Origin of the sequence: Limnobacter sp. (genome assembly GCF_043511195.1) — a bacterium.
Lineage (GTDB): Bacteria > Pseudomonadota > Gammaproteobacteria > Burkholderiales > Burkholderiaceae_B > Limnobacter.
Genome location: NZ_CP121330.1, coordinates 1,213,170 through 1,237,382 on the forward strand (window position 1 = coordinate 1,213,170; position 24,213 = coordinate 1,237,382).

At 52.2% G+C, this 24,213-nt stretch carries 23 protein-coding genes; 16 read left to right on the top strand and 7 right to left on the bottom strand.

The annotated features are described in order from the left end of the window. The 4 genes from P0D43_RS05845 to P0D43_RS05860 all read right to left on the bottom strand — a co-directional run bounded on the left by P0D43_RS05845 (window position 1) and on the right by P0D43_RS05860 (window position 4,893). Entirely contained in the window at window positions 1-840 is an 840-nt protein-coding gene (locus P0D43_RS05845; RefSeq protein ID WP_394673493.1) for a prepilin peptidase, read from the bottom strand. Beyond that, a complete protein-coding gene (locus P0D43_RS05850) occupies window positions 837-2,075 on the bottom strand; it encodes a type II secretion system F family protein (protein WP_341236557.1) in 1,239 nt (412 codons plus the stop codon). The genes P0D43_RS05845 and P0D43_RS05850 overlap by 4 nt, the downstream gene beginning before the upstream one ends. Window positions 2,076-2,095: 20 nt before the next feature. Further along, on the bottom strand, window positions 2,096-3,793 hold the full coding sequence (gene pilB / locus P0D43_RS05855) for a type IV-A pilus assembly ATPase PilB (RefSeq protein ID WP_159572508.1): 1,698 nt from the start codon (window positions 3,791-3,793) through the stop codon (window positions 2,096-2,098). Between the two features lie 107 nt (window positions 3,794-3,900). Next, complete coding sequence (locus P0D43_RS05860; protein ID WP_394673494.1) at window positions 3,901-4,893, bottom strand: polyprenyl synthetase family protein; 993 nt, start codon at window positions 4,891-4,893, stop codon at window positions 3,901-3,903. A gap of 215 nt (window positions 4,894-5,108) precedes the next feature. Here P0D43_RS05860 and rplU point away from each other — a divergent pair, with 215 nt between their 5' ends. From rplU to P0D43_RS05895, 7 genes are all read left to right on the top strand, one after another. After that, entirely contained in the window at window positions 5,109-5,420 is a 312-nt protein-coding gene (gene rplU, locus P0D43_RS05865; protein WP_394673495.1) for a 50S ribosomal protein L21, read from the top strand. Window positions 5,421-5,436: 16 nt separating this feature from the next. Then, a complete protein-coding gene (gene rpmA / locus P0D43_RS05870) occupies window positions 5,437-5,697 on the top strand; it encodes a 50S ribosomal protein L27 (RefSeq protein ID WP_394673496.1) in 261 nt (86 codons plus the stop codon). Between the two features lie 132 nt (window positions 5,698-5,829). Then, window positions 5,830-6,945, top strand: a complete 1,116-nt coding sequence (cgtA, locus tag P0D43_RS05875) for an Obg family GTPase CgtA (RefSeq protein ID WP_394673497.1) — start codon at window positions 5,830-5,832, stop codon at window positions 6,943-6,945. Window positions 6,946-6,950: 5 nt separating this feature from the next. Continuing rightward, entirely contained in the window at window positions 6,951-8,072 is a 1,122-nt protein-coding gene (gene proB, locus P0D43_RS05880) for a glutamate 5-kinase (protein WP_394673498.1), read from the top strand. A gap of 19 nt (window positions 8,073-8,091) precedes the next feature. After that, window positions 8,092-8,949, top strand: a complete 858-nt coding sequence (locus P0D43_RS05885; protein WP_394673499.1) for an alpha/beta fold hydrolase — start codon at window positions 8,092-8,094, stop codon at window positions 8,947-8,949. Between the two features lie 85 nt (window positions 8,950-9,034). Continuing rightward, window positions 9,035-9,595, top strand: coding sequence for a pesticin C-terminus-like muramidase (locus tag P0D43_RS05890; protein WP_394673500.1), 561 nt, complete (start codon window positions 9,035-9,037; stop codon window positions 9,593-9,595). Further along, window positions 9,592-10,224 carry a hypothetical protein gene (locus P0D43_RS05895; RefSeq protein ID WP_394673501.1) on the top strand — a complete coding sequence of 211 codons (633 nt, stop codon included), beginning with the start codon at window positions 9,592-9,594 and terminating at the stop codon, window positions 10,222-10,224. Before P0D43_RS05890 ends, P0D43_RS05895 begins: the two co-directional genes overlap by 4 nt. 31 nt (window positions 10,225-10,255) lie before the next feature. On the opposite strand, the gene P0D43_RS05900 is transcribed toward P0D43_RS05895, so the two are convergent. Next, on the bottom strand, window positions 10,256-10,816 hold the full coding sequence (locus tag P0D43_RS05900; protein WP_008250450.1) for an RNA pyrophosphohydrolase: 561 nt from the start codon (window positions 10,814-10,816) through the stop codon (window positions 10,256-10,258). Between the two features lie 140 nt (window positions 10,817-10,956). Between P0D43_RS05900 and P0D43_RS05905 the strand changes: the two genes are divergently transcribed. Both P0D43_RS05905 and P0D43_RS05910 read left to right on the top strand, forming a co-directional pair. Continuing rightward, window positions 10,957-12,729 carry a proline--tRNA ligase gene (locus P0D43_RS05905; RefSeq protein ID WP_394673502.1) on the top strand — a complete coding sequence of 591 codons (1,773 nt, stop codon included), beginning with the start codon at window positions 10,957-10,959 and terminating at the stop codon, window positions 12,727-12,729. Continuing rightward, window positions 12,698-13,396, top strand: a complete 699-nt coding sequence (locus P0D43_RS05910) for a lytic transglycosylase domain-containing protein (RefSeq protein WP_394673503.1) — start codon at window positions 12,698-12,700, stop codon at window positions 13,394-13,396. Before P0D43_RS05905 ends, P0D43_RS05910 begins: the two co-directional genes overlap by 32 nt. 23 nt (window positions 13,397-13,419) lie before the next feature. On the opposite strand, the gene ffh is transcribed toward P0D43_RS05910, so the two are convergent. Beyond that, window positions 13,420-14,817 carry a signal recognition particle protein gene (gene ffh, locus P0D43_RS05915; RefSeq protein ID WP_159572526.1) on the bottom strand — a complete coding sequence of 466 codons (1,398 nt, stop codon included), beginning with the start codon at window positions 14,815-14,817 and terminating at the stop codon, window positions 13,420-13,422. Window positions 14,818-14,864: 47 nt separating this feature from the next. Here ffh and P0D43_RS05920 point away from each other — a divergent pair, with 47 nt between their 5' ends. The 5 genes from P0D43_RS05920 (at window position 14,865) to P0D43_RS05940 (ending at window position 21,023) form a co-directional block, all read left to right on the top strand. Then, a complete protein-coding gene (locus P0D43_RS05920; protein ID WP_341236553.1) occupies window positions 14,865-15,704 on the top strand; it encodes a cytochrome c biogenesis protein CcsA in 840 nt (279 codons plus the stop codon). Next, window positions 15,704-15,961: a PP0621 family protein gene (locus P0D43_RS05925; protein ID WP_138519428.1), complete on the top strand. Its 258-nt coding sequence runs from the start codon at window positions 15,704-15,706 to the stop codon at window positions 15,959-15,961. The genes P0D43_RS05920 and P0D43_RS05925 overlap by 1 nt, the downstream gene beginning before the upstream one ends. 17 nt (window positions 15,962-15,978) lie before the next feature. Beyond that, window positions 15,979-16,542 (top strand): 1,6-anhydro-N-acetylmuramyl-L-alanine amidase AmpD, encoded by a 564-nt coding sequence (gene ampD, locus P0D43_RS05930; RefSeq protein WP_341236552.1) that lies wholly within the window; start codon window positions 15,979-15,981, stop codon window positions 16,540-16,542. A gap of 227 nt (window positions 16,543-16,769) precedes the next feature. Then, window positions 16,770-19,694 (top strand): ribonucleoside-diphosphate reductase subunit alpha, encoded by a 2,925-nt coding sequence (locus P0D43_RS05935; RefSeq protein ID WP_394673504.1) that lies wholly within the window; start codon window positions 16,770-16,772, stop codon window positions 19,692-19,694. Window positions 19,695-19,823: 129 nt separating this feature from the next. Continuing rightward, entirely contained in the window at window positions 19,824-21,023 is a 1,200-nt protein-coding gene (locus P0D43_RS05940) for a ribonucleotide-diphosphate reductase subunit beta (RefSeq protein ID WP_159572534.1), read from the top strand. Window positions 21,024-21,770: 747 nt separating this feature from the next. On the opposite strand, the gene P0D43_RS05945 is transcribed toward P0D43_RS05940, so the two are convergent. Then, window positions 21,771-23,237 carry an IS5 family transposase gene (locus P0D43_RS05945; protein ID WP_394672609.1) on the bottom strand — a complete coding sequence of 489 codons (1,467 nt, stop codon included), beginning with the start codon at window positions 23,235-23,237 and terminating at the stop codon, window positions 21,771-21,773. Between the two features lie 71 nt (window positions 23,238-23,308). Between P0D43_RS05945 and P0D43_RS05950 the strand changes: the two genes are divergently transcribed. Further along, on the top strand, window positions 23,309-23,659 hold the full coding sequence (locus tag P0D43_RS05950) for a hypothetical protein (RefSeq protein ID WP_159572536.1): 351 nt from the start codon (window positions 23,309-23,311) through the stop codon (window positions 23,657-23,659). Between the two features lie 217 nt (window positions 23,660-23,876). Further along, window positions 23,877-24,185 carry a hypothetical protein gene (locus P0D43_RS05955; RefSeq protein WP_350104786.1) on the top strand — a complete coding sequence of 103 codons (309 nt, stop codon included), beginning with the start codon at window positions 23,877-23,879 and terminating at the stop codon, window positions 24,183-24,185. Window positions 24,186-24,213: the final 28 nt, after the last annotated feature.

Genomic DNA, 24,213 nt, shown 5'->3' on the forward strand with positions numbered 1-24,213 from the left:
TTAAATCCATTTGGTCAGGTCAAAGCCTGCCATCCACGCCAAAGCACCCATTACCAGGCAGGGGCCAAAGGGAAATGCGTCGGTTTTTTTCTTTCCGCGAATGGTTTGAATGATCAGGCCAAACACAATGCCCGAAACCGAGGCAAACAACACCACGCTGAATAGCGACGTCACGCCCAGCCAGGCACCGATCGCCGCCAGTAATTTGAAATCGCCGTAGCCCATGCCTTCTTTGCCGGTTGCCAGCTTGAACAACTGATAAATCAGCCACAAAACAAGGTAGCCCAGTGCCGCACCCGATACGGCGCTGGCCAGCGGCACAAATGCGAAGAAAAGGTTGAACAGCAAACCGGCCCACAACAAGGGTAGGGTAATGCTGTCTGGTAACAGGTAAGTATCAAGGTCGATAAGCGCCAATACCAACAAGCTGGCTGCAAACACCATAAGGGCAAGGCCCACAACGCCGGGAGGATTGAGCCAGGCAATCGCCAGGAAGAGGCCGCCACACAACAGTTCAACCACTGGGTAGCGCATGGAGATTTGGCTTGAGCAATGGCCACATTTGCCACGCAACAACAGGTAAGAAAGCACCGGAATGTTGTGCCAGGCCTTCAGTGGGGTTTTGCAGGCGGGGCAATGGGATGCGGGCAGAAACAGGTTGAAGCGCGGAAATTCCTCGGGCTCGCGACCTTGAGCCTCGGCAAGGTCTGCGTCCCATGCGCGTTGCATCATGATGGGTAATCGGTGGGCCACTACATTGAGCAACGACCCGATACACAGTCCCAACAGTGCGCTAAGCGCCAGCCATTGGGCGGGCTCCAAACCATTCAGTGCGGTCAAACAATGTCTCCCATATTGAAGATCGGCATGTACATGCCCACAATCAGCACGCCCACCAGTATGCCAATAATGCACATAATCATGGGCTCCATCACGGTGGACAGTGTATCCACTTTGTCATCCAGGTTGGTCTCATACTGATTGGCCAAGCGTTCCAGCATCGAGTCCATTCTTCCTGATTCTTCACCAATGCGAATCATCTGGATGGATTCTGGCGGAAAAAGCCGACTGCCTTCCATGCTGTCTGAAACCCGGGCGCCCGAGGCCACGGCTTGTCGTATTTCAAGGGTGGCGTCCTGAAAACTTTGAATCTGAGACACGCTGGCCACCGACTCCAATGCAGAGGTAATCGGTACGCCCGATGCGCTCAAAGTGGCAAACGTGCGTGTCCAGCGGGCATGGACCGCTGTTTTCATCAGATCGCCGATAAGCGGCATGCGCAACAGAAGAATGTCCATGGCGTTCTTGAATCTTTGATTGCGACGGTACATTTGTAACAGGCTGTATATTCCCAGTACCAAAGCGCCGAGCACAATCAATCCGTATTCCTGAAGAAAGTCGGAGGCTTTCAACAAGATGGTGGTGAGCAAAGGCAGTTCGGCGTTGAACTGGGAGTAAATGGACTTGAACGAGGGCAGCACAAACAGCAACATGCCCACGGTGACCCCAATGGCCACCAGCACCACAATGCTTGGGTAGATCATTGCCTTGCGAACCTTTTGCCGAATGCGCAAGGTTTTTTCAATGTGGGTGGCCAAGCGACCCAATGCTGTATCCAGTTCACCGGCATTTTCACCCGCGGCCAGTGTGTTGCAGAACAAATTGTCGAAACAGCGGGGATGCTTGCGCATGGCTTCGCTCAGTTTCAAGCCGCTTTCTACGTCGGCGCGAATGGCTCTAACCACAGTTTGAATGGCTCGTTTGGATTTGCTGGTCATGCCGCCAGCAATCAAACCGAGGCTTTGCCCCAGGGGTACGCCCGACTGGATCATTACGGCCAGTTGCCTGACAAAAGAGGCCACCATGACCAGTTGAATATTGCTGCCTGTGTAGGGTTTGGCTTTTCGAAGCGAACTGGCCTTGACCCCCTGTCGGCTGAGTTGGTAGCGGGCGTGGTCAATTGATTTGGCTCTGATTTCACCTGACCGGGCCTTTTGTGCCTTGCCTTTGGGTTTCTCCGTCCACAGAAAAAGCAGCTCCCCAGAAGGGGATTTTTCTCTCAGGTTTGCATTCATTGTGCGCGCTCGCAAGCAGATTAATCGGCTTTTGTCGCGCTCAGAATTTCCTCAATGCTGGTGATGCCCAAGCGAACCTTGGCAACGCCCGATTCGCTCATGCTGGCAATGCCCTCTTGGCGAGCCAGGCGCTCCATGTCCAGTGCAGAGGCACCCGAAATAATGAGTTCCTGCATGGCCTCGGACACAGGCAGCACTTCGTAAATCCCGGTGCGACCTGAGTATCCTGTGCCATTGCAGGCCTCGCAGCCCACCGCGCAGAAGGGTGTCCAATCCTCTTGGGGGACCTCTTTTAACAGGCCAGAGGTGGTCAACGCTTGAAGCCCAAGCGGGTGCGGGGATTTGCAATTGCACAGTTTGCGCACCAAGCGCTGCGCAATGATCAGGCTGACCGAGGAGGCAATGTTGAAGGTTTCAACGCCCATGTTTTTCAGGCGGATGATGGACGACACGGCGTCGTTGGTGTGCAAGGTCGAGAGCACCTTGTGGCCTGTTTGAGAAGCCTTGATCGAGATGTCAGCGGTTTCGAGATCGCGGATTTCGCCAACCATGATCACATCGGGATCCTGGCGGAGCAAGGCGCGCAGGGCCTTTGCAAAGGTCAAGCCAATTCGTTCGTTGATGTTGACCTGATTAATTCCGGGCAGGTTGATTTCGGCGGGGTCTTCTACGGTGCTGATGTTGATCGAGTCATGGTTTAACATTTGCAGGAAGGTGTACAGCGACACGGTTTTGCCACTGCCGGTGGGGCCTGTGACCAGAATCATGCCATGTGGTTTTGCCAGTGCCTTTTCGACTGCGGCGCGTTGGGTGTTCTCAAAGCCGAGTTGTTCAAGTTTTAACAGTGACTTGCTCGAGTCGAGCAGGCGCATCACAATTTTTTCACCGAACAGGGTGGGCAGGGTGCTAACCCGGAAATCGATTTTGCGTTCATCGGCGCCCAAGGTAAGTCGAATGCGACCGTCCTGAGGGACCCGTGTTTCAGTGGTGTTCAAGCGGCTCATGATTTTGATTCGAGCTGCGATCTTTGATTTGGCAGCCAGTGGTGGCTGGGACGTTTCCTGAAGCAGGCCGTCGATTCGGAATCGAACCCGGTAACTTTTCTCGTAGGGTTCAAAGTGAATGTCTGAAGCGCCTTTCTTCAGGGCATCGCTGAGCACGCGTTGAACAAATCGCACAATTGGCGCATCGTCCACATCGGGCGAAGTTTCTTCGTTGTTTGAATTGCCGGCATCGGATTCAACTTCGGTCAGCAAGCTTTCGTCCATGCCCTGTGAGGGGTCGTTTTTCTCAATCCGGCTCAGTAGCTTGTCGTATTCAACCACCACGGGCTCCACCTGCAGTTGGGTGCGGAATTTCAGTTGCTGAATCGTACTGAGGTCGGTGGGGTCGGCCATGGCCACGCTGAGTGATCCGTGGCGACGATTCAGTACAAAAGCCTCAAGCCCTTTCTCGGCCTGAATCAAATCTGTTTCAAGCCCTTCACGAGAATCGTCAAACTGGCTCAAGTCGAGCAATGGGTAGCCGAAATGCTGGGCGACCGTGCTGGCAAGCAACTCCGCGCTTACCACGCCATTGCTCACAATCCATTCCGCGACCGATCTGCCTTGGGCTTCTTCAGCGGTCAATTGTTCAAGCTGCGCGCTGTCCAGAATTCCTTTGGCGGTCAATGCCCGTACAAGTCCCGAGCTTTTGACAATTGCACTACTGATGCTCATAGATCAAGGTCCTTGAAAGTGAACGGTTTGGATCAACAGCTGTATTGCCCAACTATGCGTATTCAGTATGTACTTATCAATCACCTAGGCGGATGTTTTTGTGCCAGTCAGGTGTTGCGATTCACCGCAACGTCGCACAACAGGGTCAGCGCCTCGGTGTACGGGTTCGGTGCCAAGGTGCCCAATCGGATTTTGGCTGATTCGGCCAGTGCATGTGCCTTGTGTCGGGTGTAATTCAGCGAGCCGGTCTGTTCAATGCTCGCCATGATTGCGCTGACATCCTGGGTTCCACCGTTGGCAATGGCATCCCGAATTTGAGCCTGCACTTGTGGCGCTGCATGTTGCATGGCGTGAATCAGGGGCAGGGTGGGTTTGCCTTCACGCAGGTCATCGCCTACATTTTTGCCCAGGGCGGCACTTTCGCCAGCGTAATCCAGTACATCGTCGATCAGTTGAAAAGCGCTGCCCACTTCGGCGCCGAAACGACCTAAATTCTCGGTGGCTTCAGTGTTCTGGCCGGTCACAATGCCAGCCAGCCGGCAAGAAGCCTCAAAAAGCTTGGCGGTTTTGAAGTCAATGACCTGCATGTACCGGGCTTCGGTCACGTCCGGGTCTTTGCAGTTGAGCAACTGGAGCACTTCACCCTCGGCAATCGTGTTCGTCGCTTCCGAGAGCACGTCCATCACGTCCATCAGGCCGATCTTGACCATCATTTGAAACGAGCGGGAGTACAGGAAGTCGCCCACCAGCACGGCGGCAGAGTTTCCATATTCTGCATTCGCAGTCAGGCGGCCGCGGCGCATGTCGGACTCATCGACCACGTCATCGTGCAGCAGGGTGGCTGTGTGGATGAATTCAACGATTGCTGCCAATTCAATGGCTTGCGACATTTGTAGGGGGTTGGCACCCAAGGCGCGGGCTGTCAGAATAACCAATGCTGGCCGCAAACGCTTTCCGCCTGCGTTGATGATGTAGTCGCTGATCTGGTTGATCAGGCTAACCTCGGAATGCAGGCTGGTGCGAATGATTTGATCAAGTTGTTGCATGTCGGCTGCAATGGGCAGCAACACACTTTTCACACTGGGCGCAGGGCTAGGCATGGGTTTTGAGGCATATGTAGGTTAATTGCGTTGCGCATATTGTACTTGAGGGTGTTTGCGAAAAGCCGCACAGGGTTTACAGAATGTACCAACTTTGCGCACAAGGCTTTGACATCATTGAATTTTCCGAGCATAATTGCGGGCTATCCGAATTTTTTCGGGTTCAAATCTTTGAAAGTTTGATTAAAGACTTTGGTTAAATTTAAGGGTCAACTATGTACGCGGTCATAACAACCGGTGGCAAACAATATAAAGTTGTCGCTGGTGAAAAACTTAAAGCAGAACAGATACCTGCTGACATTGGCCAAGAAATCTCTCTGGACGAAGTGCTTGCCGTTGGTAGCGGTGACACAGTTAAAGTGGGCACTCCACTGGTTCAAGGGGCTTCGGTCAAGGCAGTTGTTTTGGCACACGGTCGTCACGATAAAGTCAAGATCTTTAAGATGCGCCGTCGCAAGCACTACCAAAAGCGTCAAGGCCATCGCCAGAACTACACTCAAATCCAGATCCAAGCCATCAACGCTTGATAGAGGAGAATGACTCATGGCAAGTAAGAAAGGCGGCGGCTCTACGCGCAACGGACGTGACTCAGAAGCCAAGCGACTGGGCGTTAAGGTGTTTGGCGGTCAGGCGATCAACGCCAGCGGCATTATCATTCGCCAACGCGGTACACGTTTTCATGCTGGCGACAACGTCGGCATGGGCAAAGATCACACATTGTTCGCCCTGACTGATGGTCAGGTGCAGTTCTCAGTGAAAGGCGCCTTGCGTCGCAAAACTGTGAGCGTGGTCAACGAAGGCTAATATCTTCGTTTGCACCGCACACCGTGCTTGGTCCAATAGCCCTGCATTGCAGGGCTATTTTCGTTTTGGGTCAAGTACATTCAAGTTTTAAGTAAACAAGCAAACTCAGCAGCACAATTTTCGGGACAAGGCATGAAATTCATCGACGAAGCAACAATTGAGGTGTTTGCAGGCAAGGGCGGCAATGGCTCGGGCAGCTTTCGTCGTGAAAAATTCATTCCCAAGGGCGGCCCTGATGGTGGTGACGGCGGCAAAGGCGGCAGCGTATTTGCCGAGGCTGATCGCAACCTCAACACCTTGATTGATTACCGTTTTTCCAAACAGCACCGCGCCAAAGGCGGTGAAAATGGTCGTGGGTCCGATTGCTATGGTGCGGCTGGCCTGGACGTTGTGTTGAAAATGCCTGTAGGTACCACGATTGTGAATGCTGAAACAGGCTTGGTTGTTGCTGATTTGACCGAGCACGGTCAGCAAGTGTTGATTGCCAAGGGCGGCGATGGCGGCCTGGGCAATATCCACTTCAAAAGCAGTGTGAACCGCGCACCGCGCCAGTTCACCAAAGGCAAAGACGGCGATTCAGCCCGCTACAAGCTCGAGTTGAAAGTGCTGGCCGATGTGGGCCTGCTGGGCATGCCCAATGCAGGCAAGTCGACCTTGATTTCTGCGGTATCGAATGCACGGCCAAAAATTGCAGATTATCCATTTACCACTTTGCACCCCAACCTGGGCGTGGTGCGCATTGGCCATGCGCAAAGCTTTGTAATTGCTGACGTGCCGGGTTTGATTGAAGGGGCAGCGGAAGGCGCAGGCCTGGGTCACCAGTTTTTGAAGCACCTAAGCCGCACGCGCGTGCTGTTGCACCTGGTGGATTTGGCCCCGTTCGACGAAAACGTAGACCCAGTGCATGAGGCTGCAGCCATTGTAGAAGAGTTGCGCAAGTACGATGAAGACCTGTGGGCCAAGCCCCGCTGGTTGGTGTTGAATAAAATCGACATGATTGCGGAAGAAGACCGCAAAGCGAAAATTGACGATTTTGTGAAGCGTTATCAGAAGAAAACGGGATGGCAAGGTCAGGTTCACCCCATTTCCAGCTTGACCGGCGAAAACACGGCCAACCTGATGCGCTCGGTTTACGAAAACCTGGTGCAGCAAATGCAGGTGGAATTTCCGCCCGAGCCCGATGCGCGTTTCCGCGAAAGCACAGGTACACTCATCAATCCCGAAAAAACTGGCGACGATCAGGAGTAACTTCCGTGGCAGGGAAATCTCTGGCAAATCAACGTGTAGTAGTCAAAGTGGGCAGCTCCCTTGTTACCAAGAATGGCGAGAGTGTGGACATGGAGTCCATTCGCGCCTGGGCAGCTCAAATTGCTGAGCTAACCAATCAAGGTTGTGAGGTGGTGTTGGTTTCATCTGGCGCAATTGCCGAGGGAATGAAACGCTTGAAGTGGGCCAAGCGCCCACGCGAAATTCACGAACTTCAAGCCGCTGCGGCGGTGGGGCAAATGGGTTTGGTGCACGCCTACGAGATTGGCTTTGCGGAACACGGTTTGGTGTGCGCGCAGGTGCTACTGACCCACGCCGATTTGGCCGACCGCGAACGTTACCTGAATGCGCGGTCCACGCTGTACTCTTTGTTGGGTCACAAGGTTGTACCTATCATTAATGAAAACGACACGGTGGTCACAGACGAAATCCGTTTTGGTGACAACGACACCTTGGGTGCACTGGTCACCAACCTGGTCGAAGCCGATACCCTGGTCATTTTGACTGACCAAGTGGGCTTGTACAGCGCCGACCCCCGCAAGAATCCGGATGCAAAGTTCATTGTTGAGGAAACTGCGGGCAATCCTGAACTTGAAAAAATGGCAGGTGGTGCCGGTAGCAACGTGGGCACAGGCGGCATGATTACCAAAATTCTGGCAGCCAAACGTGCAGCACGAAGCGGCGCAGCCACGGTGATTGCCAGCGGCCATGAACCCAATGTGCTGGTGCGCCTGATGAAAGGCGAGCCTGTGGGTACCTATCTGAAAGCGCCTTTGGGCCGCTTGGCCGCCCGCAAGCAGTGGATGGCCGACCATTTGAAATTGAAGGGCTCGCTGTTGCTGGATGCAGGCGCAGCCGAGGCCTTGCGCAAGAAAAAGGGTAGCCTGCTGCCAATTGGCGTAACGGGTTGCCAGGGCAATTTCCAGCGCGGCGATGTGGTGGCATGCTTAAGCCCTGAAGGCGAGGAAGTGGCACGTGGCCTGGTTAATTATTCTGCTGCCGAGGTTAAAAAAATTGCCAAGCAGCCCACCAGCGCGATAGAGTCCATCCTTGGTTATTTGGACGAACCCGAGCTGATTCACCGCGACAACATGGTGATATTGGCCTAACACGAATTGGAGTGCGCCTATGGAACTGTCGATGTGGAAAAGCAGCGGGCAGTTTTTTGACTGGAAAGGCCACTCTATCTTTGTGCAAGACACCGGCGCGGCCAACAAGCCAGTGCTGTTGTTGATTCATGGCTTTCCAACTGCCAGCTACGACTTCCATTTAATGTGGCCTGAACTGGCTGAATCACATCGCTTAATTGCCTTCGACATGCTGGGTTATGGGTATTCCGACAAACCCCGTACTTGGCAGCACTCCATTTTTAACCAGGCTGACATTGCCGAAGCCCTGCTAAAAAGCAAACGCATTTCCGCATGCACGATGATTACCCATGACGTGGGTGACACTGTGGGGCAAGAAATTCTGGCCCGCCATGCAGAAGGCCAGTTGGGCTTCAGGCTGGAGCGTGTGGTGATGTTCAATGGCGGGCTTTTTCCAGAAACTCACCGTGCCATTCTGGTTCAGAAGCTGTTGCTCAGCCCGATGGGTTTTGTGTTCACCCGGCTGATGAAAAAAGAAAAGCTGGCAGCCAGCTTGCGCAGCGTGTGTTCCGAGGGTTTGAGCGATGCTGACATTGACGCTGCCTGGACATTAATGGCCCACAAAAAAGGCAATTTGTGCATGCACCTGTTGATTCAGTACATGCGCGAGAGGCGCGAAAATCGTGACCGTTGGGTGCAGGCTTTGCAAAAGGCCGACATGCCTTTCACCTTGATCGATGGCGTTGAAGACCCAATTTCCGGCGAACACATGGTGCAGCGGTTTGAAGAATTGGTGCCTGGCAAACAAACCATTCGACTGGCTGGTTTGGGGCATTACCCTCATCTTGAAGACGCCACTGCCGTGTTGGCTGCGTTGAAACCCCTGATTGTCCAATAGCCTTGCAGTGATTAACCCAAAATGGTTGTTTTTGCTGTGATTTGTCTCAATTGATACGCTTTGGCTTTTGCAAAAAGGCGCGACGATGTCATATGAGGTGGATTACGCATTTCTCTCCAAGCTGGAAGGTGGATGCAGAACAGGAGCTTACATTCCAGATTTGGAGAAGAGTAAAAGTGGCGTAACTGTTGCGACAGGCTTTGATTTGGGTGCGCGTAACGAGGATGATCTGCGACGACTTGGTATTCAAGGTTCTTTGTTGAAAAAGCTTCTACCTTATTTAGGCCTGAAAAAGCAGGACGCTGCCACGGCTCTCAAGAAAAGCCCTCTGAGCATTTCCGCGGCCGAATGTTTACAAATTGATAAAGTTGTCAAAACCCACTACTTAACTCAGCTTGCAAAACGTTACAACAACGCGATTTCAAGTGGTGCCGTGAAATTTGAAGACTTAAAGCCCGAGTTTCAAACAGTCGTCACCTCCGTATCTTTTCAGCATGGATTGGAACTGTCCCGTTCAGCGCCAAAGTTCTGGGCTTCAATTGTGGCCCAGGATTGGAAACGGGCAATCAAGATACTGAGAGATTTTCAGGATCAGTATCCAACAAGAAGAAATAAAGAAGCGGATTTGATGGAGAAGGCACTTTGAGAAACTTCGTCCTATTTCTTTTGGTCGTTCTTATTGGATGCTCAAGTGGGGAATCCCCAGAAAATGATTATGCTTGGCTAGACCCAGATGTGCTGAAGAGGGTAAAAAACTCATCTCAAGAATTACTGCTATCCCGGCCTCAAGTCGAATTTGCAAATGGGGTCACAGCAAGTAACTGTATTGAGTATTTTCGGCAAAAAGGTGAAGTTACCGAGACTGCCGCGAACTACGCTGGGCGCTCCCATTATTTAATTTGTGACGCATTGAAACTGGCCGACACATGGCCACCAAAGCTCGAGGATAAGCCGATTGAAGAAGACCTGTCTTTGTGTTCGACCTTAAGTTTGAGTAGTTTTGAACATTCCCTTCGACCACGTATTGAAGCGGATGGCGCCACGCTGACTCAGTTGTTTGGCGAGGAAGCGATAGAGGGATTGAATGCCTGTAGTTTCCAAGGAGAGGGTCGAAACTTTGTGCTGAATGCGGTTTTGCTTGTTCAGGAAAAGGAAAGACCAAAGAGGATGTGGGTGTGGGTGATCGATGAAATACTGGACGCGACTTATCGCTCTTATGTTCCGGTGTGGTTTGTTTTCGACGAGTCTCAGAATAGGTGGATCGCCGATCAATAAAAAAAACGCGAACCATGTGGTTCGCGTTTTTTTATGTCGACTCAGGTTTTTCTTGGGTTTCCTCGGTTTTTACGGCAGGTTCCCAGTGATCGCCCCTAGGCAGTCGCCTTGGGTCATTTCTGGAAAACAGCAGCTTGGCCAACTCTCCCAATGCTTGTTTGTACACTTCCCGTTTGAAATCAATTACGTTTTCAAGTGGAACCCAATACTCGTTCCAACGCCAGGCATCAAATTCGGGGTGTTCTGTGGCCCGCAGGCTGACATCACAATCCCTTCCAACCAATTTCAACAAAAACCAGATTTGTTTCTGGCCTTTGTAGCTTCCGCGCCATTCCCGTCGAATCCAGTGATCGGGCACGGTGTACCGCAGCCAATTCCTGGTTCTTCCTATAATTTCAACATGTTCTGGCAACAAGCCAACTTCTTCGTGGAGTTCCCGGTACATGGCTTGTTCAGGCGATTCACCATGCTTAATTCCGCCCTGCGGAAATTGCCAGGAATGTTCACGAATTCGCTTACCCCAAAAGACTTGCTTTCGGGAATTGGTCAAAATAATGCCGACGTTGGGACGGTAGCCTTCTTTATCAAGCATACGCGCCCCGCAGATTTCTTTACAATTCACAGTCATTATAAGCACCAGCCTGCGTTTGTACACCTAGGGTATCCGCGCTGCGGGCGGATAAAAGTACAATCGCAGTTCTAACCAATTCATTACTCACGAGTTTTTTGCAAATGCGCGCCACCCAGTTTTTTTTGAATACCCTGAAAGAAGCCCCCGCTGATGCGGAAGTGATCAGCCACCAACTGATGATGCGGGCTGGCATGATCAAGCGTTTGGCGGGCGGCATTTACACCTACATGCCCGTGGGCTTGCGTTCTATCCGCAAGGTTGAAAACATTGTTCGGGAAGAAATGAACCGTGCCGGTGCCCTGGAGTTGTTAATGCCAGCAGTGCAGCCCGCCGAGTTGTGGCAGGAAAGTGGACGCTGGGAAAAGTACGGCCCTGAGCTGCTGCGCATGAAAGACCGCCACGACCGCGACTACGTGATCGGCCCCACGCACGAAGAAGTGATTACCGACGTGGTTCGCAAGGAAGTGAAAAGCTATCGCCAGCTGCCCTTGAACCTGTATCAAATCCAGACGAAATTCCGCGACGAAATCCGCCCCCGCTTCGGTGTGATGCGTGGTCGAGAATTCGTGATGAAAGACGCTTATTCATTCGATCGCAATCAGGAAGCTGCGCTTAAAACCTACGACGTGATGTACGACGCTTACCGCCGTATTTTTACTCGCTTGGGTCTGAATTTCCGGGCAGTGAATGCCGACACTGGTTCAATTGGTGGAAACCGCAGCCATGAATTCCACGTGATTGCAGACACCGGCGAAGACGCGATTGCGTACTGCCCGAGTTCAGACTATGCCGCCAACGTGGAGTTGGCCGAGGCCGTGTGTACGGCCCAGCGCCCAGCTGCAAGCAAGGCCATGGAGAAAGTGCACACACCGGGGAACTCTACATGCGAGGCTGTGGCCGCTCAACTTGGTTTGCCGCTGGCTGCCACGGTGAAAAGCGTGGTGTTTGCCAACGAGTGGGAAGACAAGGCACTTGATAAAAATGAAACCAAGCCGGTCAAAAAGGTACAAATTATATTGGCCTTGGTGCGCGGCGATCACGAAGTGAACGACATCAAGCTGGGCAAGCTGGCCGGTGTACAAGAATTGCGGCTGGCCACCGAGGCTGAAATTGTGGCTGTTTTTGGCACCAAGCCTGGTTACCTGGGCCCCGTGGGCCTGAGTGGCGATGTACGCGTGGTTGCCGACCGCAGCGTAGCCGCCATGGGTGATTTTGTGTGCGGCGCCAACGCAGCAGACTACCACTATGCAGGTGTGAACTGGGGGCGCGATTTGCCTGAACCCGAAGTGGCCGATATTCGCAATGTGGTGGAAGGCGATGCCTCGCCAGATGGAAAGGGTGTGTTGGCCATTTGCCGTGGTATTGAGGTGGGCCATGTGTTTTATTTGGGCACCAAGTATTCTGAAGCTTTGCAGGCCAAATTTCTGGAAGAAAATGGCAAGCCTGCCGTGATTGAAATGGGCTGTTATGGCATCGGTGTTACCCGTATTCTGGGTGCAGCCATTGAGCAGAATTTCGACGATCGCGGTATTATTTGGCCAATCAGCATTGCCCCATTTGAAGTGGTGTTGTGCCCAATTGGTTACAAAAAGAGCGAAGAAGTAAAAGCCGAGGCCGACAAGCTGTATCAGCAATTGAAGGACGCGGGCGTGGATGTGATGCTGGACGATCGCGATGAGCGCCCCGGCGTGATGTTTGCAGATTGGGAGTTGATTGGTGTGCCGCTGCGGGTTACTTTGGGTGACCGTGGCTTGAAAGAAGGCAAAGTGGAGTTTCAATCGCGCGATGGCAAGGTTGAAAAACGCGATGTCGATGTTGGGGAAATTTTTGAGCAGTTGCGCGTTGAGCTTGCCAACAGGCAAGTCAGTTTGTAATCCCTTGGCCCGGCTGGCACATATTGCCCGCCGGGTGTTGGTGTTGCTTGGGTTTGTATTGGCTTTGGCCGGGGTTTGGTCGCCTGTTTTTGCCAGCCAGCAATATGAACCCATGGCAGACCATGTGCGCCTGGCACTTCGCACGGCCTTAAGTGCTCCTGCTGCACCCCGTCCAATTTTTGAATCTGTAAGCCACCGCATTGACTGGATGGCAGAAATGTCGCGCCGCCTGGCGCGCAGAGTGCCTGATTTTGCTGAGCGCACAGAACTGATTAAAACGATTCGCTATGAAGCGCAGCGAGTTGGTATTGACCCCCAAATTATTTTCGCCTTGATTGAAGTGGAAAGTAACTTCCGTGCAGATGCGGTAAGTCACGCCGGGGCGATCGGCTTGATGCAGGTGATGCCCTTCTGGACCGATGTGTTGTCGCGGGGAGGTTCTCGGGAATTGTTTGAACCACGGGTGAATATCCGTTATGGCTGCCTTATCCTGCGCCATTACCTGGACATTGAAAAAGGCGACTTGGACAGGGCGCTGGGGCGCTACAACGGCAGCCTTGGGAAAATGACCTACCCGAATCTGGTGTACGACCGGCTGGACCGCAACTGGGGTTACAGCTATGTTGAACCGCCGAAGTCAGCACCGCGTATTGCGGGTGACTTTTGAGCTGAGCTTGAATCCGCAGTTGATCACATGCCCGGAAATCCACCGCCCGGCGGCATGCCGCCACCAGGAAAGCCGCCTTTGCCGCCGCCACCCATTTTCTTCATCAATTTGGCAAGCCCGCCTTTCTGCATGCTCTTCATCATGTCGCGCATTTGCTCAAACTGTTTTAGCAGGCGGTTCACTTCCTGAACTTGCACGCCCGCACCGGCGGCAATGCGACGCTTGCGGGAGGCTTTTAAAATGTCTGGTTTGGTGCGTTCCTGAATGGTCATGGAGAAAATAATGGCTTCGGTGCGCTTCATCTGTTTTTCTGCGGCGGTGGCGTCTACGTCGCCTGCGCCTTTCATCAACTGGCTGGGCAGCTTGTCCATCAGGCCTTGCAGGCCACCCATGTTGCGCATTTGGCTGATTTGCGCCAGAAAGTCGTTCAGGTCAAATGCCTTGCCGCTTTTTAGTTTCTTGGCGAGTTTTTCTGCTTCGTGCTGGTCAATGCCTTTTTTGGCTTCTTCCACCAGGGAAACAATGTCGCCCATGCCCAGAATTCGGCCCGCCACGCGGTCGGGGTGAAACTTCTCAAAGCCGGTCAGCTTCTCGCCCACGCCCATGAATTTGATGGGTTTGCCTGTAATTTGGCGAACCGACAAAGCTGCACCGCCGCGTGCGTCGCCGTCCATTTTGGTCAGCACCACACCCGTCAGGGGCAGGGTTTCATTGAAGGCCTTGGCGGTGTTGGCTGCGTCCTGGCCCAACATGGCGTCGATTACAAACAAGGTTTCCGTGGGGTTCACCGCCGCATGCAAGGCCTTGATTTCGTTCATCATGGCTTCATCAATGCCCAAGCGGCCTGCCGTGTCCAGGATCAGTACATCAAAGAACTGGCGTTTGGCGTGGTTTAGCGCGGCCAGCGCAATATCGACTGGTTTTTGAGTGATGTCGGAAGGAAAAAACTCGGCACCTGCCTGCGCGCTGACCGTTTTTAGCTGCTCAATCGCGGCGGGGCGGTACACGTCGGCCGACACCGTCAGCACTTTCTTTTTCAGGTTGTCTTTCAGGTACTTGGCCAGTTTGCCGGTGGTGGTGGTTTTACCCGCACCTTGTAAACCCGCCATTAAAATGACCACCGGTGGCTGGGCTGCCAGGTTGATCTCTTCGGTTTTCTCGCCGATCAGCTTGATTAGCTGTTTGTGAACAATACCCACCAGCGCCTGGCCGGGGGTCAGGCTGTTCAAGACCTCCTCGCCCAACGCCTGTTCCTTCACCTGATTGATGAATTCTTTGACCACGGGCAGGGCCACATCGGCCTCAAGCAGCGCAAGGCGAACTTCACGCAACATTTCCTGCGTGTTGGCCTCGGTAATGCGGGCCTCGCCTTTGATATTTTTGACAACGCGCGTTAGGCGATCGGAGAGGTTTTCAAACATCGTGTGGTGCCCCTGACTCGTGCTATGAATCGAGTAAACTGATTGGTATGAACAACACAATATTGTACGCGCTCGCAGTGCCCCTGCTGTCTGCCTCCGGTGGATTGGCGGCGCTGAACGTTTTCGGCAAATGGTCAGCACCTGCCGGGCTGAACCGTGCGTTGGTGGCCTTGGCGCTGTTGGTGTCGGGTTATTTGCTGGGCTCCCTGTTGTTTCAAGCCGATGGCATGCACTTCGGCTTTGTGCTGGGTTTGATGTGTGTGGCCTGGCTGGCCTCGCTGGTGGCCTTTGTTGAAAGTTTTTTCAACCGAGTGCCCTTACTTGAATTAATTGTGTTTCCGCTTTGTGCGGTGGTCTTTTTGCTGCCCTTGTGGATGGGTGAAGATGCCGCCATTCGCATGGCTGGAGACCATTTGTTTCAGCTGCACCTGCTCATTGCGCTTGCTGCCTATAGCTTGCTGGGCATTGCTGCCGCCCATGGGGTGGTGATGGCTTTTCAGGAAAAAGCCCTGCATCAGCCAGTTGCCAGTACTCAGGAAAACCGCATGGTGCGTGAGCGCCTTCTGGATCAGTTGCCTTCCTTGCTCACCATGGAGTCCATTTTGTTCCGGCAATTGTGGGCGGGCTTTGTTTTACTCTCGCTGACCTTGATTACCGGTTTTCTCTTTTCTGAGGAATGGAGCGGCAGCAGTTGGCGTTTTGATCACAAAACCCTGTTTGCCATCATTTCATGGTGCTCGTTTGCCGTGTTGCTGGGCGGGCGCGTGGTGTTTGGCTGGCGCGGCAAGGTTGCTTTGCGCTGGTGTTTGGGCAGTTATGCCGTGTTGGTACTTGCGTATTTCGGCACCCAGTTTGTACTCGAATTTATTTTGAAAAGGGCAGTTTGATGGGGCGTATTCTGTTTTTTCTGGGCTTGGCATTGGTGGCCTGGATTCTTTTCAAAAGCTGGCAGCGCAAACAATTGGGTGAAAAACCCAGTGTGAACACTCAACAAAAAGGCAATCTTGGCCGTAAAAAACAGGAAGAGATCATGCCTTGCCAACACTGCGGCGCATACAGCCCCATGTCGGAAGGCGTGATGATGCAGGGTCGTTTTTATTGCGGCATGGAGCATGCCAAAGCGGCTGGGGAAAAAGTTCACTGACACCGAAGGGGCATGCCATGTGGCTTGATGAGGGCTGGATAGAGGAAGACTGGGTTCACCGCCTGCAAAGTCCCAATCAGGATGCCCGGCCAATGGGTACAGTGATCGACACCTTGGTTGTTCACTGTATTAGCCTGCCCGAGCGTGGGCGCGACACCTCGTTAATTACAGACCTGTTTCTGAATCGGCTCGATTGCCATGCGCACCCCTCGTTCGGTGAGCTAATCGGCCTGCATGTTTCCTCGCATTTCCTGATTGATCGGGACGGGTCCATTACCCAATTTGTGTCGTGTGAGAAACGTGCATGGCATGCCGGAATTTCCTCGGCCATGTACCGCAGCAATTTCAATCATTTTTCAATTGGCATTGAATTGCTGGGTGACATTTACACCCCATTCGAGGGGGCGCAGTACGCCAGCTTGAAGCGCCTGGCTTTGGAGTTGCAAGCACGTTATCCACTGAAATATGCAATGGCGCACAGCGAGATAGCCCCTACCCGAAAAACCGATCCAGGACCCTTCTTCGACTGGAAAGGTCTACGCAAATCAAACACCTACGAACTTCAGATTAACGGCCTTTAAAAGGCCGTTTTTTTGTTGCACTGCAGTTATCCAGAGCTTGTCCACAAGTTGTTCACAGGGGATAACTCTGTGCACAAGTTGGGGATAAGAAAGTGTTTGCCAAATCGTGTTTCGACCACTACAATTAGTTCCAAGCCACATACAAAACACAAGATATAGTGGTTGCCGGTTTTACCTCCGCTACAAAAACAAACCCTCAAGAAAAGATTATTCCAGGAGAAAGATGCATGCTAACCAGCCAGGAATCCACTGATTTGGCGACAAACTTGCCGACGTCTACAGCCAAGCCTGCAAACGCAGCGCCGGTGGTCGACAGCGCGTATGCAAACTACAAAATTATTCGCCGAAATGGTGCCGTGGTTGGTTTCGAGCCCAGCAAAATTGCTGTGGCCATGACAAAAGCCTTTTTGGCTGTGAATGGAGGCCAAGGCGCAGCCTCTGCCCGCATTCGCGAGCTGGTTGAGCAGATGACCAGCGGCGTGGTAAACGCACTGGTGCGTCGCCAGCCTTCTGGTGGCATTTTCCACATTGAAGACATTCAGGATCAGGTTGAACTGGCCCTGATGCGTTCAGGCGAAGCCGAAGTGGCCCGCGCCTACGTGTTGTACCGCGAGCGCCGTACACAGGAACGTGCAGCCAAGCAAGTTGAACAAGCTGAGCAGCATGCGCTGAACGTGATCGATGGCGACATGAAGCGCCCACTCGATGTTGAAGCGCTGAAAGCGTTGATTGAAAGCGCTGCGGTTGGCCTGAATGAAATTGACGTTGCACACCTTCAGAAAGAAACCCTGAAGAATTTGTACGACGGCGTGAAAATCGACGAAGTGTTCAAGTCTGCGATTTTGGCCTCTCGCGCCATGATCGAGAACGAACCCAGCTCCACATTGGTCACTTCCCGCCTGTTGCTGCACACGATTCGCCGCGAAATTATTGGCCGCGAAATTGCGCAAGACGAAATGGCGCAGGTGTACCCCGAGTACTTCCCGCAATTCATCAAGAAGGGCATTGCTGCCGGCTTGCTGGACAACCGCCTGGCCCAGTTCGACATGAAGAAACTGGGCGCAGCCCTGAAGTACGAACGCGACTTGCAGTTCGATTACCTTGGCCTGCAAACCCTGTACGACCGTTACTTCTTGCACGTGGAAGGTACCCGCATTGAAATGCCACAGGCGTTTTACATGCGCGTGGCCATGGGCTTGGCTCTGAACGAAGTAGATCGTGAAGCACGTGCCATCGAGTTTTATGAAGTGCTGTCGACATTCGACTTCATGAGTTCGACTCCAACTCTGTTTAACAGCGGCACCATTCGCTCGCAGTTGTCTTCCTGCTACCTCACCACTATTGGTGACGACCTGGATGACATCTATGAAGGCATCAAGGAAAACGCATTGCTTTCCAAGTTCGCTGGCGGCTTGGGCAACGACTGGACACCCGTGCGCGCCTTGGGCAGTCACATTAAGGGCACCAATGGCAAGTCACAAGGTGTGGTGCCATTCCTGAAAGTGGTGAACGACACCGCAGTGGCAGTGAACCAAGGTGGCAAGCGCAAGGGCGCTGTATGTGCCTACCTGGAAACCTGGCACCTGGACATTGAAGAATTCCTGGAACTGCGCAAGAACACGGGCGATGATCGCCGCCGCACACACGACATGAACACCGCGAACTGGATTCCCGACCTGTTCATGAAGCGCGTAATGGAAGGCGGTAACTGGACCTTGTTCAGCCCATCGGACGCACCTGATCTGCACGACCTGTACGGCAAAGCCTTCGAGAAAGCCTATGTGGGTTACGAAGAAAAAGCTGCACGTGGCGACTTGAAATTGTTCAAGACCGTGGAAGCGGCCAAGCTGTGGAGAAAAATTCTCTCCATGTTGTTTGAAACCGGCCACCCATGGATCACGTTCAAAGACCCTTGCAACATTCGTAGCCCCCAGCAACACGTGGGCGTGGTGCACTCGTCGAACCTGTGTACAGAAATTACACTGAACACCAACGAGAACGAAATTGCAGTGTGTAACTTGGGTTCGGTGAACCTGACCCGCCACCTGAAGCCTGCCGAAAACGGCGAGCTGGTGCTGGACCACGACAAGCTGCAGAAAACTGTGGGCGTTGCCATGCGCATGCTGGACAACGTGATCGACATCAACTACTACGCTGTGGCCAAGGCGCGTAATTCCAACCTGCGCCACCGCCCCGTGGGCATGGGCATGATGGGTTTCCAGGATGCGCTGCACATGATGCGCAAACCCTATGCTTCACGTGACGCAGTTGAATTTGCCGATGAAAGCATGGAAGCCATTTGCTACTACGCTTACGAAGCATCTACAGAACTGGCTGCCGAACGTGGTGCCTACAGCACCTTCAAGGGTTCGTTGTGGGACAAGGGCATCATGCCTTTGGATTCACTGAAGCTGCTGGAAGAAGAGCGTGGCGGTTACGTGGAAGTGGATACAAGCAGCCGCATGGATTGGGATGCACTGCGTGCTCGCATCAAACAGCACGGCATGCGCAACTCCAACTGCGTGGCCATTGCGCCCACTGCCACCATTTCGAACATTATTGGTGTGGCGGCTTCCATTGAGCCCACATTCCAGAACCTGTATGTGAAGTCGAATCTCTCAGGTGAATTCACCATCGTGAACGAACACCTGGTGCGCGATTTGAAGCGCCTGGGCATTTGGGACGAAGTGATGATTTCTGACCTGAAATATTTCGACGGCTCAGTGATGAAGATCGACCGCATTCCGGAAGACCTGAAGCGCCTGTATGCAACCGCTTTCGAGATGGACCCACGCTGGTTGGTTGAAGCCGCAGCCCGTCGCCAGAAGTGGATTGACCAAGGCCAAAGCTTGAACATTTACATGGCTGGCGTAAGCGGCAAGCGTTTGGACGACACGTACAAGTTGGCTTGGTTGCGCGGTTTGAAAACCACGTATTACCTACGCACCATTGGTGCCACGCACGCCGAGAAATCAACCTTGGCAGGCGGTGAGCTGAATTCAGTGAATGCCGAAGGTGGTGCATCTGCAGCGTTTACTTCGGCCCCAGCCACCGGTTTGGTGCCCAACCTGCCCGAGCAGGAAATTGAAGGCAAAGTGTGCACCATGCGCCCTGGCGATGCAGGTTTCGACGAATGCGAAGCGTGCCAATAAGTTGCCAATAAAAGGCCAATAATTTAGACCAGCGAGTTGGGCAGGTTACCAAGACTTGCCCAACACCATAAAAATGAACATAATGGCACTGTGACTTCATACAGTGTATTGGTTAAGGAGTTAGAAAATATGCTGTCTTGGGACGATGAATTTGATTCAGCCATGGGCAAAACAGCAGCAGCCAAGCCTGCTGTGTCTGTTGCGCCAGCCATGGGTTCTGTGGCTTCCGGTTTCGCAGCGCCAGCAAGCCAAGGCTTGTACCAGCAAGCTGCACGCCCTGTGCAACAACCCGCAGCTGAAGGTGCAAAAGCAGGCCGCGTGAACGCAGCCGACAAGCGCGTGATCAACGGCACAACCGATGTGAACCAGTTGGTGCCGTTCAAGTACAAGTGGGCTTGGGAAAAGTACCTGAGCCAGTGCGCCAACCACTGGATGCCGCAAGAAATCAACATGGACCGCGACATTGCGCTTTGGAAAGACCCCAATGGTTTGACCGAAGACGAGCGCCTTATTGTGAAGCGCAACCTGGGCTTTTTTGTAACAGCCGATTCACTGGCTGCCAACAACATTGTGCTGGGTACCTACCGCCACATTACAGCGCCCGAGTGCCGCCAGTTCTTGCTGCGCCAAGCGTTTGATGAAGCCATTCACACCCACGCTTACCAGTACATCGTTGAAAGCCTGGGTATTCCAGAAGCTGAAACCTTCAACGCTTACAACGAGATTTCCTGCATCAAGGCGAAAGACGATTTTCTGCTGCCTTTCATTGATGTGTTGACCGATCCTTCATTTAAAACCGGCACGCTGGAAGCAGACCAAACATTGCTGAAAAGCCTGATCGCTTTTGCATGCGTGATGGAAGGCATGTTCTTCTACGTGGGCTTTGTGCAAATTCTGGCGCTGGGCCGCCAGAACAAGATGATTGGTGCTGCTGAGCAGTTCCAGTACATTTTGCGCGACGAATCGGCACACTGCACATTCGGTATCGACTTGATCAACACCGTGAAACTGGAAAACCCACACCTGTGGACTCCGGAATTCAAGGAAGAAATCAAGGCCATGTTCCGCAAGGCTGTTGAACTTGAACACGCCTACGCCGTAGACACCATGCCACGCGGCGTGTTGGGCCTGAATTCTGCCCAGTTTATGGAATACATGAAGTTTATTTGTAACCGTCGTTCCAACCAGATTGGCTTGGGCACCTTGTACGAAGGCGCAAACAACCCATTCCCATGGATGAGCGAAATGATGGACTTGAAGAAAGAAACCAACTTCTTCGAGCGCCGTGTGACTGAGTACCAAACCGGTGGTGCGTTGAGCTGGGATTAATCCACACTCACAGTTAAAAAGTGAACTTAACAGCTTAAAACTGAACTGTTTTCAGCTAAGAGTGAACTGAGTCAGCATTTCGGATCGGGGTGCAGGAGTGAAAACCGAAGCACCCCTTCCCAAGTCAAGTTAGATCAGCGAGCTTAATGATAAAAGTTTCGATTTGTTGGAATTGTTTTGAAACTCGGGTTTTCATCAAACAGGTGAAAGCCCTAAAAGTCCCAGTAAGCTGAGTGAGGCCCATTGTTCGAAAGAACCTTGGGCTTTTTTATTGAATTCAGAAAATTGTGATTTCCACCGGAAAAGGTGGGATTGATAGACATGAAAAAGGCCGGAGGAGGGCGGCAACCCTCAACCAGCCTTTGACAGACAAACCTCTGTCCGAAGTCGTCTGTCACTTTGACCGTACAAGTCAACGCTAATGTTCTTACGAGCAGGGTTGATACGTCAAGGGTTTTGTAGCTTCGGACTTAATTCATCTTTTTTATAAGGAATGTAAAGATGAAAAAAGTAATTGGCAAACCAGGTCAAAGCACTGGCAATGGTGGTGGTATTTATCAAGAGCACGGGCCACGAGGAGGTCCAAGACCAAACTATGCGACGGTGGCAGACAATAAACCATTGCCGCCTACGTCTGGCCCCAATAGTACTTGGGTTCAAGTAAGCAAAACGCCAAATAGTAAGAGGTAATTGAGGAAATAGGTCCCCGCGCTCTGCCGGGGACCTATTTAGTCGGTATTGCGAAATTCAGTTTTCAACTGTTACCAGTCTCGCTTGATCCAGCCCGAAACGGCTGGATTGCTCATTTTTCACGGTTTGCATGATGTTTTTCATCCAAGCCATCACCGCAAATAAGGGTAAATAAAGGGCAATCGCCCTCATCAGCCACTTCAGGTTAAAGCCTGCCGCACACAGCACCACATGCAGTGCATCACCAGATGCCCCTTTGAGCCACGTTCTTCGCATTCCGTGATCCGCTTTCAAGTGCCCGATCGTCGGTTCAATGGCCTGCCTGCGTCTCAGTCTCTTTCTGTCCGCTTTGATCATCGATTTGTATTTGCCTCGGTGGATGATTTCCACATCTGGATTTGCATAATCCACCCCACGGTAACCCAAATCCACGTACACCTGCTTGATCGGTGTGTTGTGCTCTTCGGTGAGAATCCTGGCTTGTTCTAGTTGTTCTGCCAGCGTGTGACCATCGAAAGGGTTGCCAGGAAATGTTCTCGCACCAACAATCAAACCCCTCTTGTGAGTCACTGCAAAGCCAGCTTTGACCCCAAACTCATAGGGCTGTCGGGCCTTGCCCTTTCCAATGCACTCTACTTCAGGGGCATGTAAAGCGTACAGCTTGTTCTTGTCTTTCGGTTTCTGATTCACAAGGCGCTGCGCTCGTTCAAGCAAGGTGTTCATTCTTTCCAGTGCCGCTGAGCTTTCCAGATTCAGGACTTTGAGCTTGCGCTGTACTTCCCGAATCACAATGCCCACAACGGTTCGCTGACGTTTCAATGTTCGCCTCAGGCGTCTGAATTGTTTGGCATGGGCATAACCGGCTGCTTTGCGTTTCAGTTGTTTGCCTTCCATGGCAAAGGTCTGCTTGAATTTGATTCCAACGTGTTTGGCGTTCTTGATCAACTGGTACCGGGCGATTTCCAACAGCCTGCTGTCAGTCGGATAGGCCACTGCCTTCTCAACCACAGTGCTGTCGACAATGACTCGTTCAAACTCGCTTGGGCGAATGGCTTTCATCTTCACCGCTGCATCAATGGTCGCCTTGAACAACTCTTCAACCCCAGCCTCTCCAAGCATTTGGCGAAACCGGGTGATCTGGGCCGGATCACATGGAAACTTGGTCTGGTAATACTCCATGCCGCTGAAATACTGCCACTGCACATTCTCGGTCCAGCGCACCACCAACTCCCGGTCACTGACATCATAGGCGTGTTTCAAATACAGCAATGACACCATCAACCGGATTGGCAACCGAGGGCGTCCGGCGTTGCTCACCCCCGCACCTGCTATCTGTAGATTCTGGCCAAACATGTCGTCTGTGAAAAACTGACGACCTTTACGGTCACGATGTTCAAACACCGGCCTCAAAGACTCTTCCAACCCATCCCAGGGCATCTTCTGCGACAACACCGCCAACGGGTGACGAAGGTCAATCATCTGATCCAAACGGGAGCGGAAAAAATCGTCAGTGGCCATCAACATAAAGGGACAAAATCCCTCAGATTTCTAATACCCATATTTTACTTTCTGGGGGATTCGCAACCCACTCAGACATGCAAAACACCAGAAATCATGCGGGTTTCGAACATTTTGCAAGGCCGACTAAATATATCAATTACATCCTCGATAGAGTCCCCGATGAGCAAAACTTTTTCTTCACGTTTCACAAGCAGCAAGGTTACTTCGCTGAGCAGGAATTTCGCATCGCACTAACCGAATCCCATGAAAGTTTTGATGACAAACCTCAGTTCGTTCAGTTTGATTTGAACAAGGCCCTGGAAAAGATAGTGCTCTCTCCATGGGCAGAGAAGTGGCAGTTAGATGCGTTAAAAGAAGTACTGAGATCTTTCATGTTGGATCCCAACCTGATCGGATATTCATCAATATTGAGAGTTGGGAAATGATCTTTCCCTTGATTAATTCGATCTTGCTTGCGACATTATTTCAACGCGATCATATTTGGTTCCGGTTGTGGTTACCGGTTAGTGTTCTGGTGTATTACAAATTTGTAATTCAATTGAGAGGATCTGGTCATTCGCCCCTGCGTAAAGTGTGAGTCATGCCAACGCTTGATTGAAAGCAAAGGCAAAACCCAAACTGATACACTTAAGGAGAATTACCATGAAAACACGTCAATTGATCGCGTCCACAGTGCTTGCTATTTCCGCAACAGTTCCAGCTTTTGCCTTGGCTAGTGGCCCTACAGATCACGGTGATGGCACTGACCACGTGGCATTGATCAGCCAAGGTAAATTGGCTACCCAAGCAACGGTGCTAAATGAGTATCAACAAGCGGTAAAAGCAGATCAGTTCAATCCACTGGCCGGAGATTCGACAGTGTTGGCACACGAATTCGAATCGTCCAAGTCACGGGCTGAGGTACTGAGTGCGATCAAAAGCGTTGATCTTACCGAAGGCGATGCAAGCTGATGAAAGGGATAAGGGTTGGTGTTAATTC

Excerpts from the sequence above, each read along its gene's own strand:
- P0D43_RS05850 (WP_341236557.1), bottom strand. The coding sequence starts at position 2,075 with ATGAATGCAAACCTGAGAGAAAAATCCCCTTCTGGGGAGCTGCTTTTT.
- pilB (WP_159572508.1), bottom strand. The coding sequence starts at position 3,793 with ATGAGCATCAGTAGTGCAATTGTCAAAAGCTCGGGACTTGTACGGGCA.
- P0D43_RS05860 (WP_394673494.1), bottom strand. The coding sequence starts at position 4,893 with ATGCCTAGCCCTGCGCCCAGTGTGAAAAGTGTGTTGCTGCCCATTGCA.
- rplU (WP_394673495.1), top strand. The coding sequence starts at position 5,109 with ATGTACGCGGTCATAACAACCGGTGGCAAACAATATAAAGTTGTCGCT.
- rpmA (WP_394673496.1), top strand. The coding sequence starts at position 5,437 with ATGGCAAGTAAGAAAGGCGGCGGCTCTACGCGCAACGGACGTGACTCA.
- cgtA (WP_394673497.1), top strand. The coding sequence starts at position 5,830 with ATGAAATTCATCGACGAAGCAACAATTGAGGTGTTTGCAGGCAAGGGC.
- P0D43_RS05885 (WP_394673499.1), top strand. The coding sequence starts at position 8,092 with ATGGAACTGTCGATGTGGAAAAGCAGCGGGCAGTTTTTTGACTGGAAA.
- P0D43_RS05890 (WP_394673500.1), top strand. The coding sequence starts at position 9,035 with ATGTCATATGAGGTGGATTACGCATTTCTCTCCAAGCTGGAAGGTGGA.
- P0D43_RS05900 (WP_008250450.1), bottom strand. The coding sequence starts at position 10,816 with ATGCTTGATAAAGAAGGCTACCGTCCCAACGTCGGCATTATTTTGACC.
- P0D43_RS05905 (WP_394673502.1), top strand. The coding sequence starts at position 10,957 with ATGCGCGCCACCCAGTTTTTTTTGAATACCCTGAAAGAAGCCCCCGCT.
- ffh (WP_159572526.1), bottom strand. The coding sequence starts at position 14,817 with ATGTTTGAAAACCTCTCCGATCGCCTAACGCGCGTTGTCAAAAATATC.
- P0D43_RS05920 (WP_341236553.1), top strand. The coding sequence starts at position 14,865 with ATGAACAACACAATATTGTACGCGCTCGCAGTGCCCCTGCTGTCTGCC.
- P0D43_RS05925 (WP_138519428.1), top strand. The coding sequence starts at position 15,704 with ATGGGGCGTATTCTGTTTTTTCTGGGCTTGGCATTGGTGGCCTGGATT.
- ampD (WP_341236552.1), top strand. The coding sequence starts at position 15,979 with ATGTGGCTTGATGAGGGCTGGATAGAGGAAGACTGGGTTCACCGCCTG.
- P0D43_RS05935 (WP_394673504.1), top strand. The coding sequence starts at position 16,770 with ATGCTAACCAGCCAGGAATCCACTGATTTGGCGACAAACTTGCCGACG.
- P0D43_RS05940 (WP_159572534.1), top strand. The coding sequence starts at position 19,824 with ATGCTGTCTTGGGACGATGAATTTGATTCAGCCATGGGCAAAACAGCA.
- P0D43_RS05945 (WP_394672609.1), bottom strand. The coding sequence starts at position 23,237 with ATGTTGATGGCCACTGACGATTTTTTCCGCTCCCGTTTGGATCAGATG.
- P0D43_RS05950 (WP_159572536.1), top strand. The coding sequence starts at position 23,309 with ATGCAAAACACCAGAAATCATGCGGGTTTCGAACATTTTGCAAGGCCG.
- P0D43_RS05955 (WP_350104786.1), top strand. The coding sequence starts at position 23,877 with ATGAAAACACGTCAATTGATCGCGTCCACAGTGCTTGCTATTTCCGCA.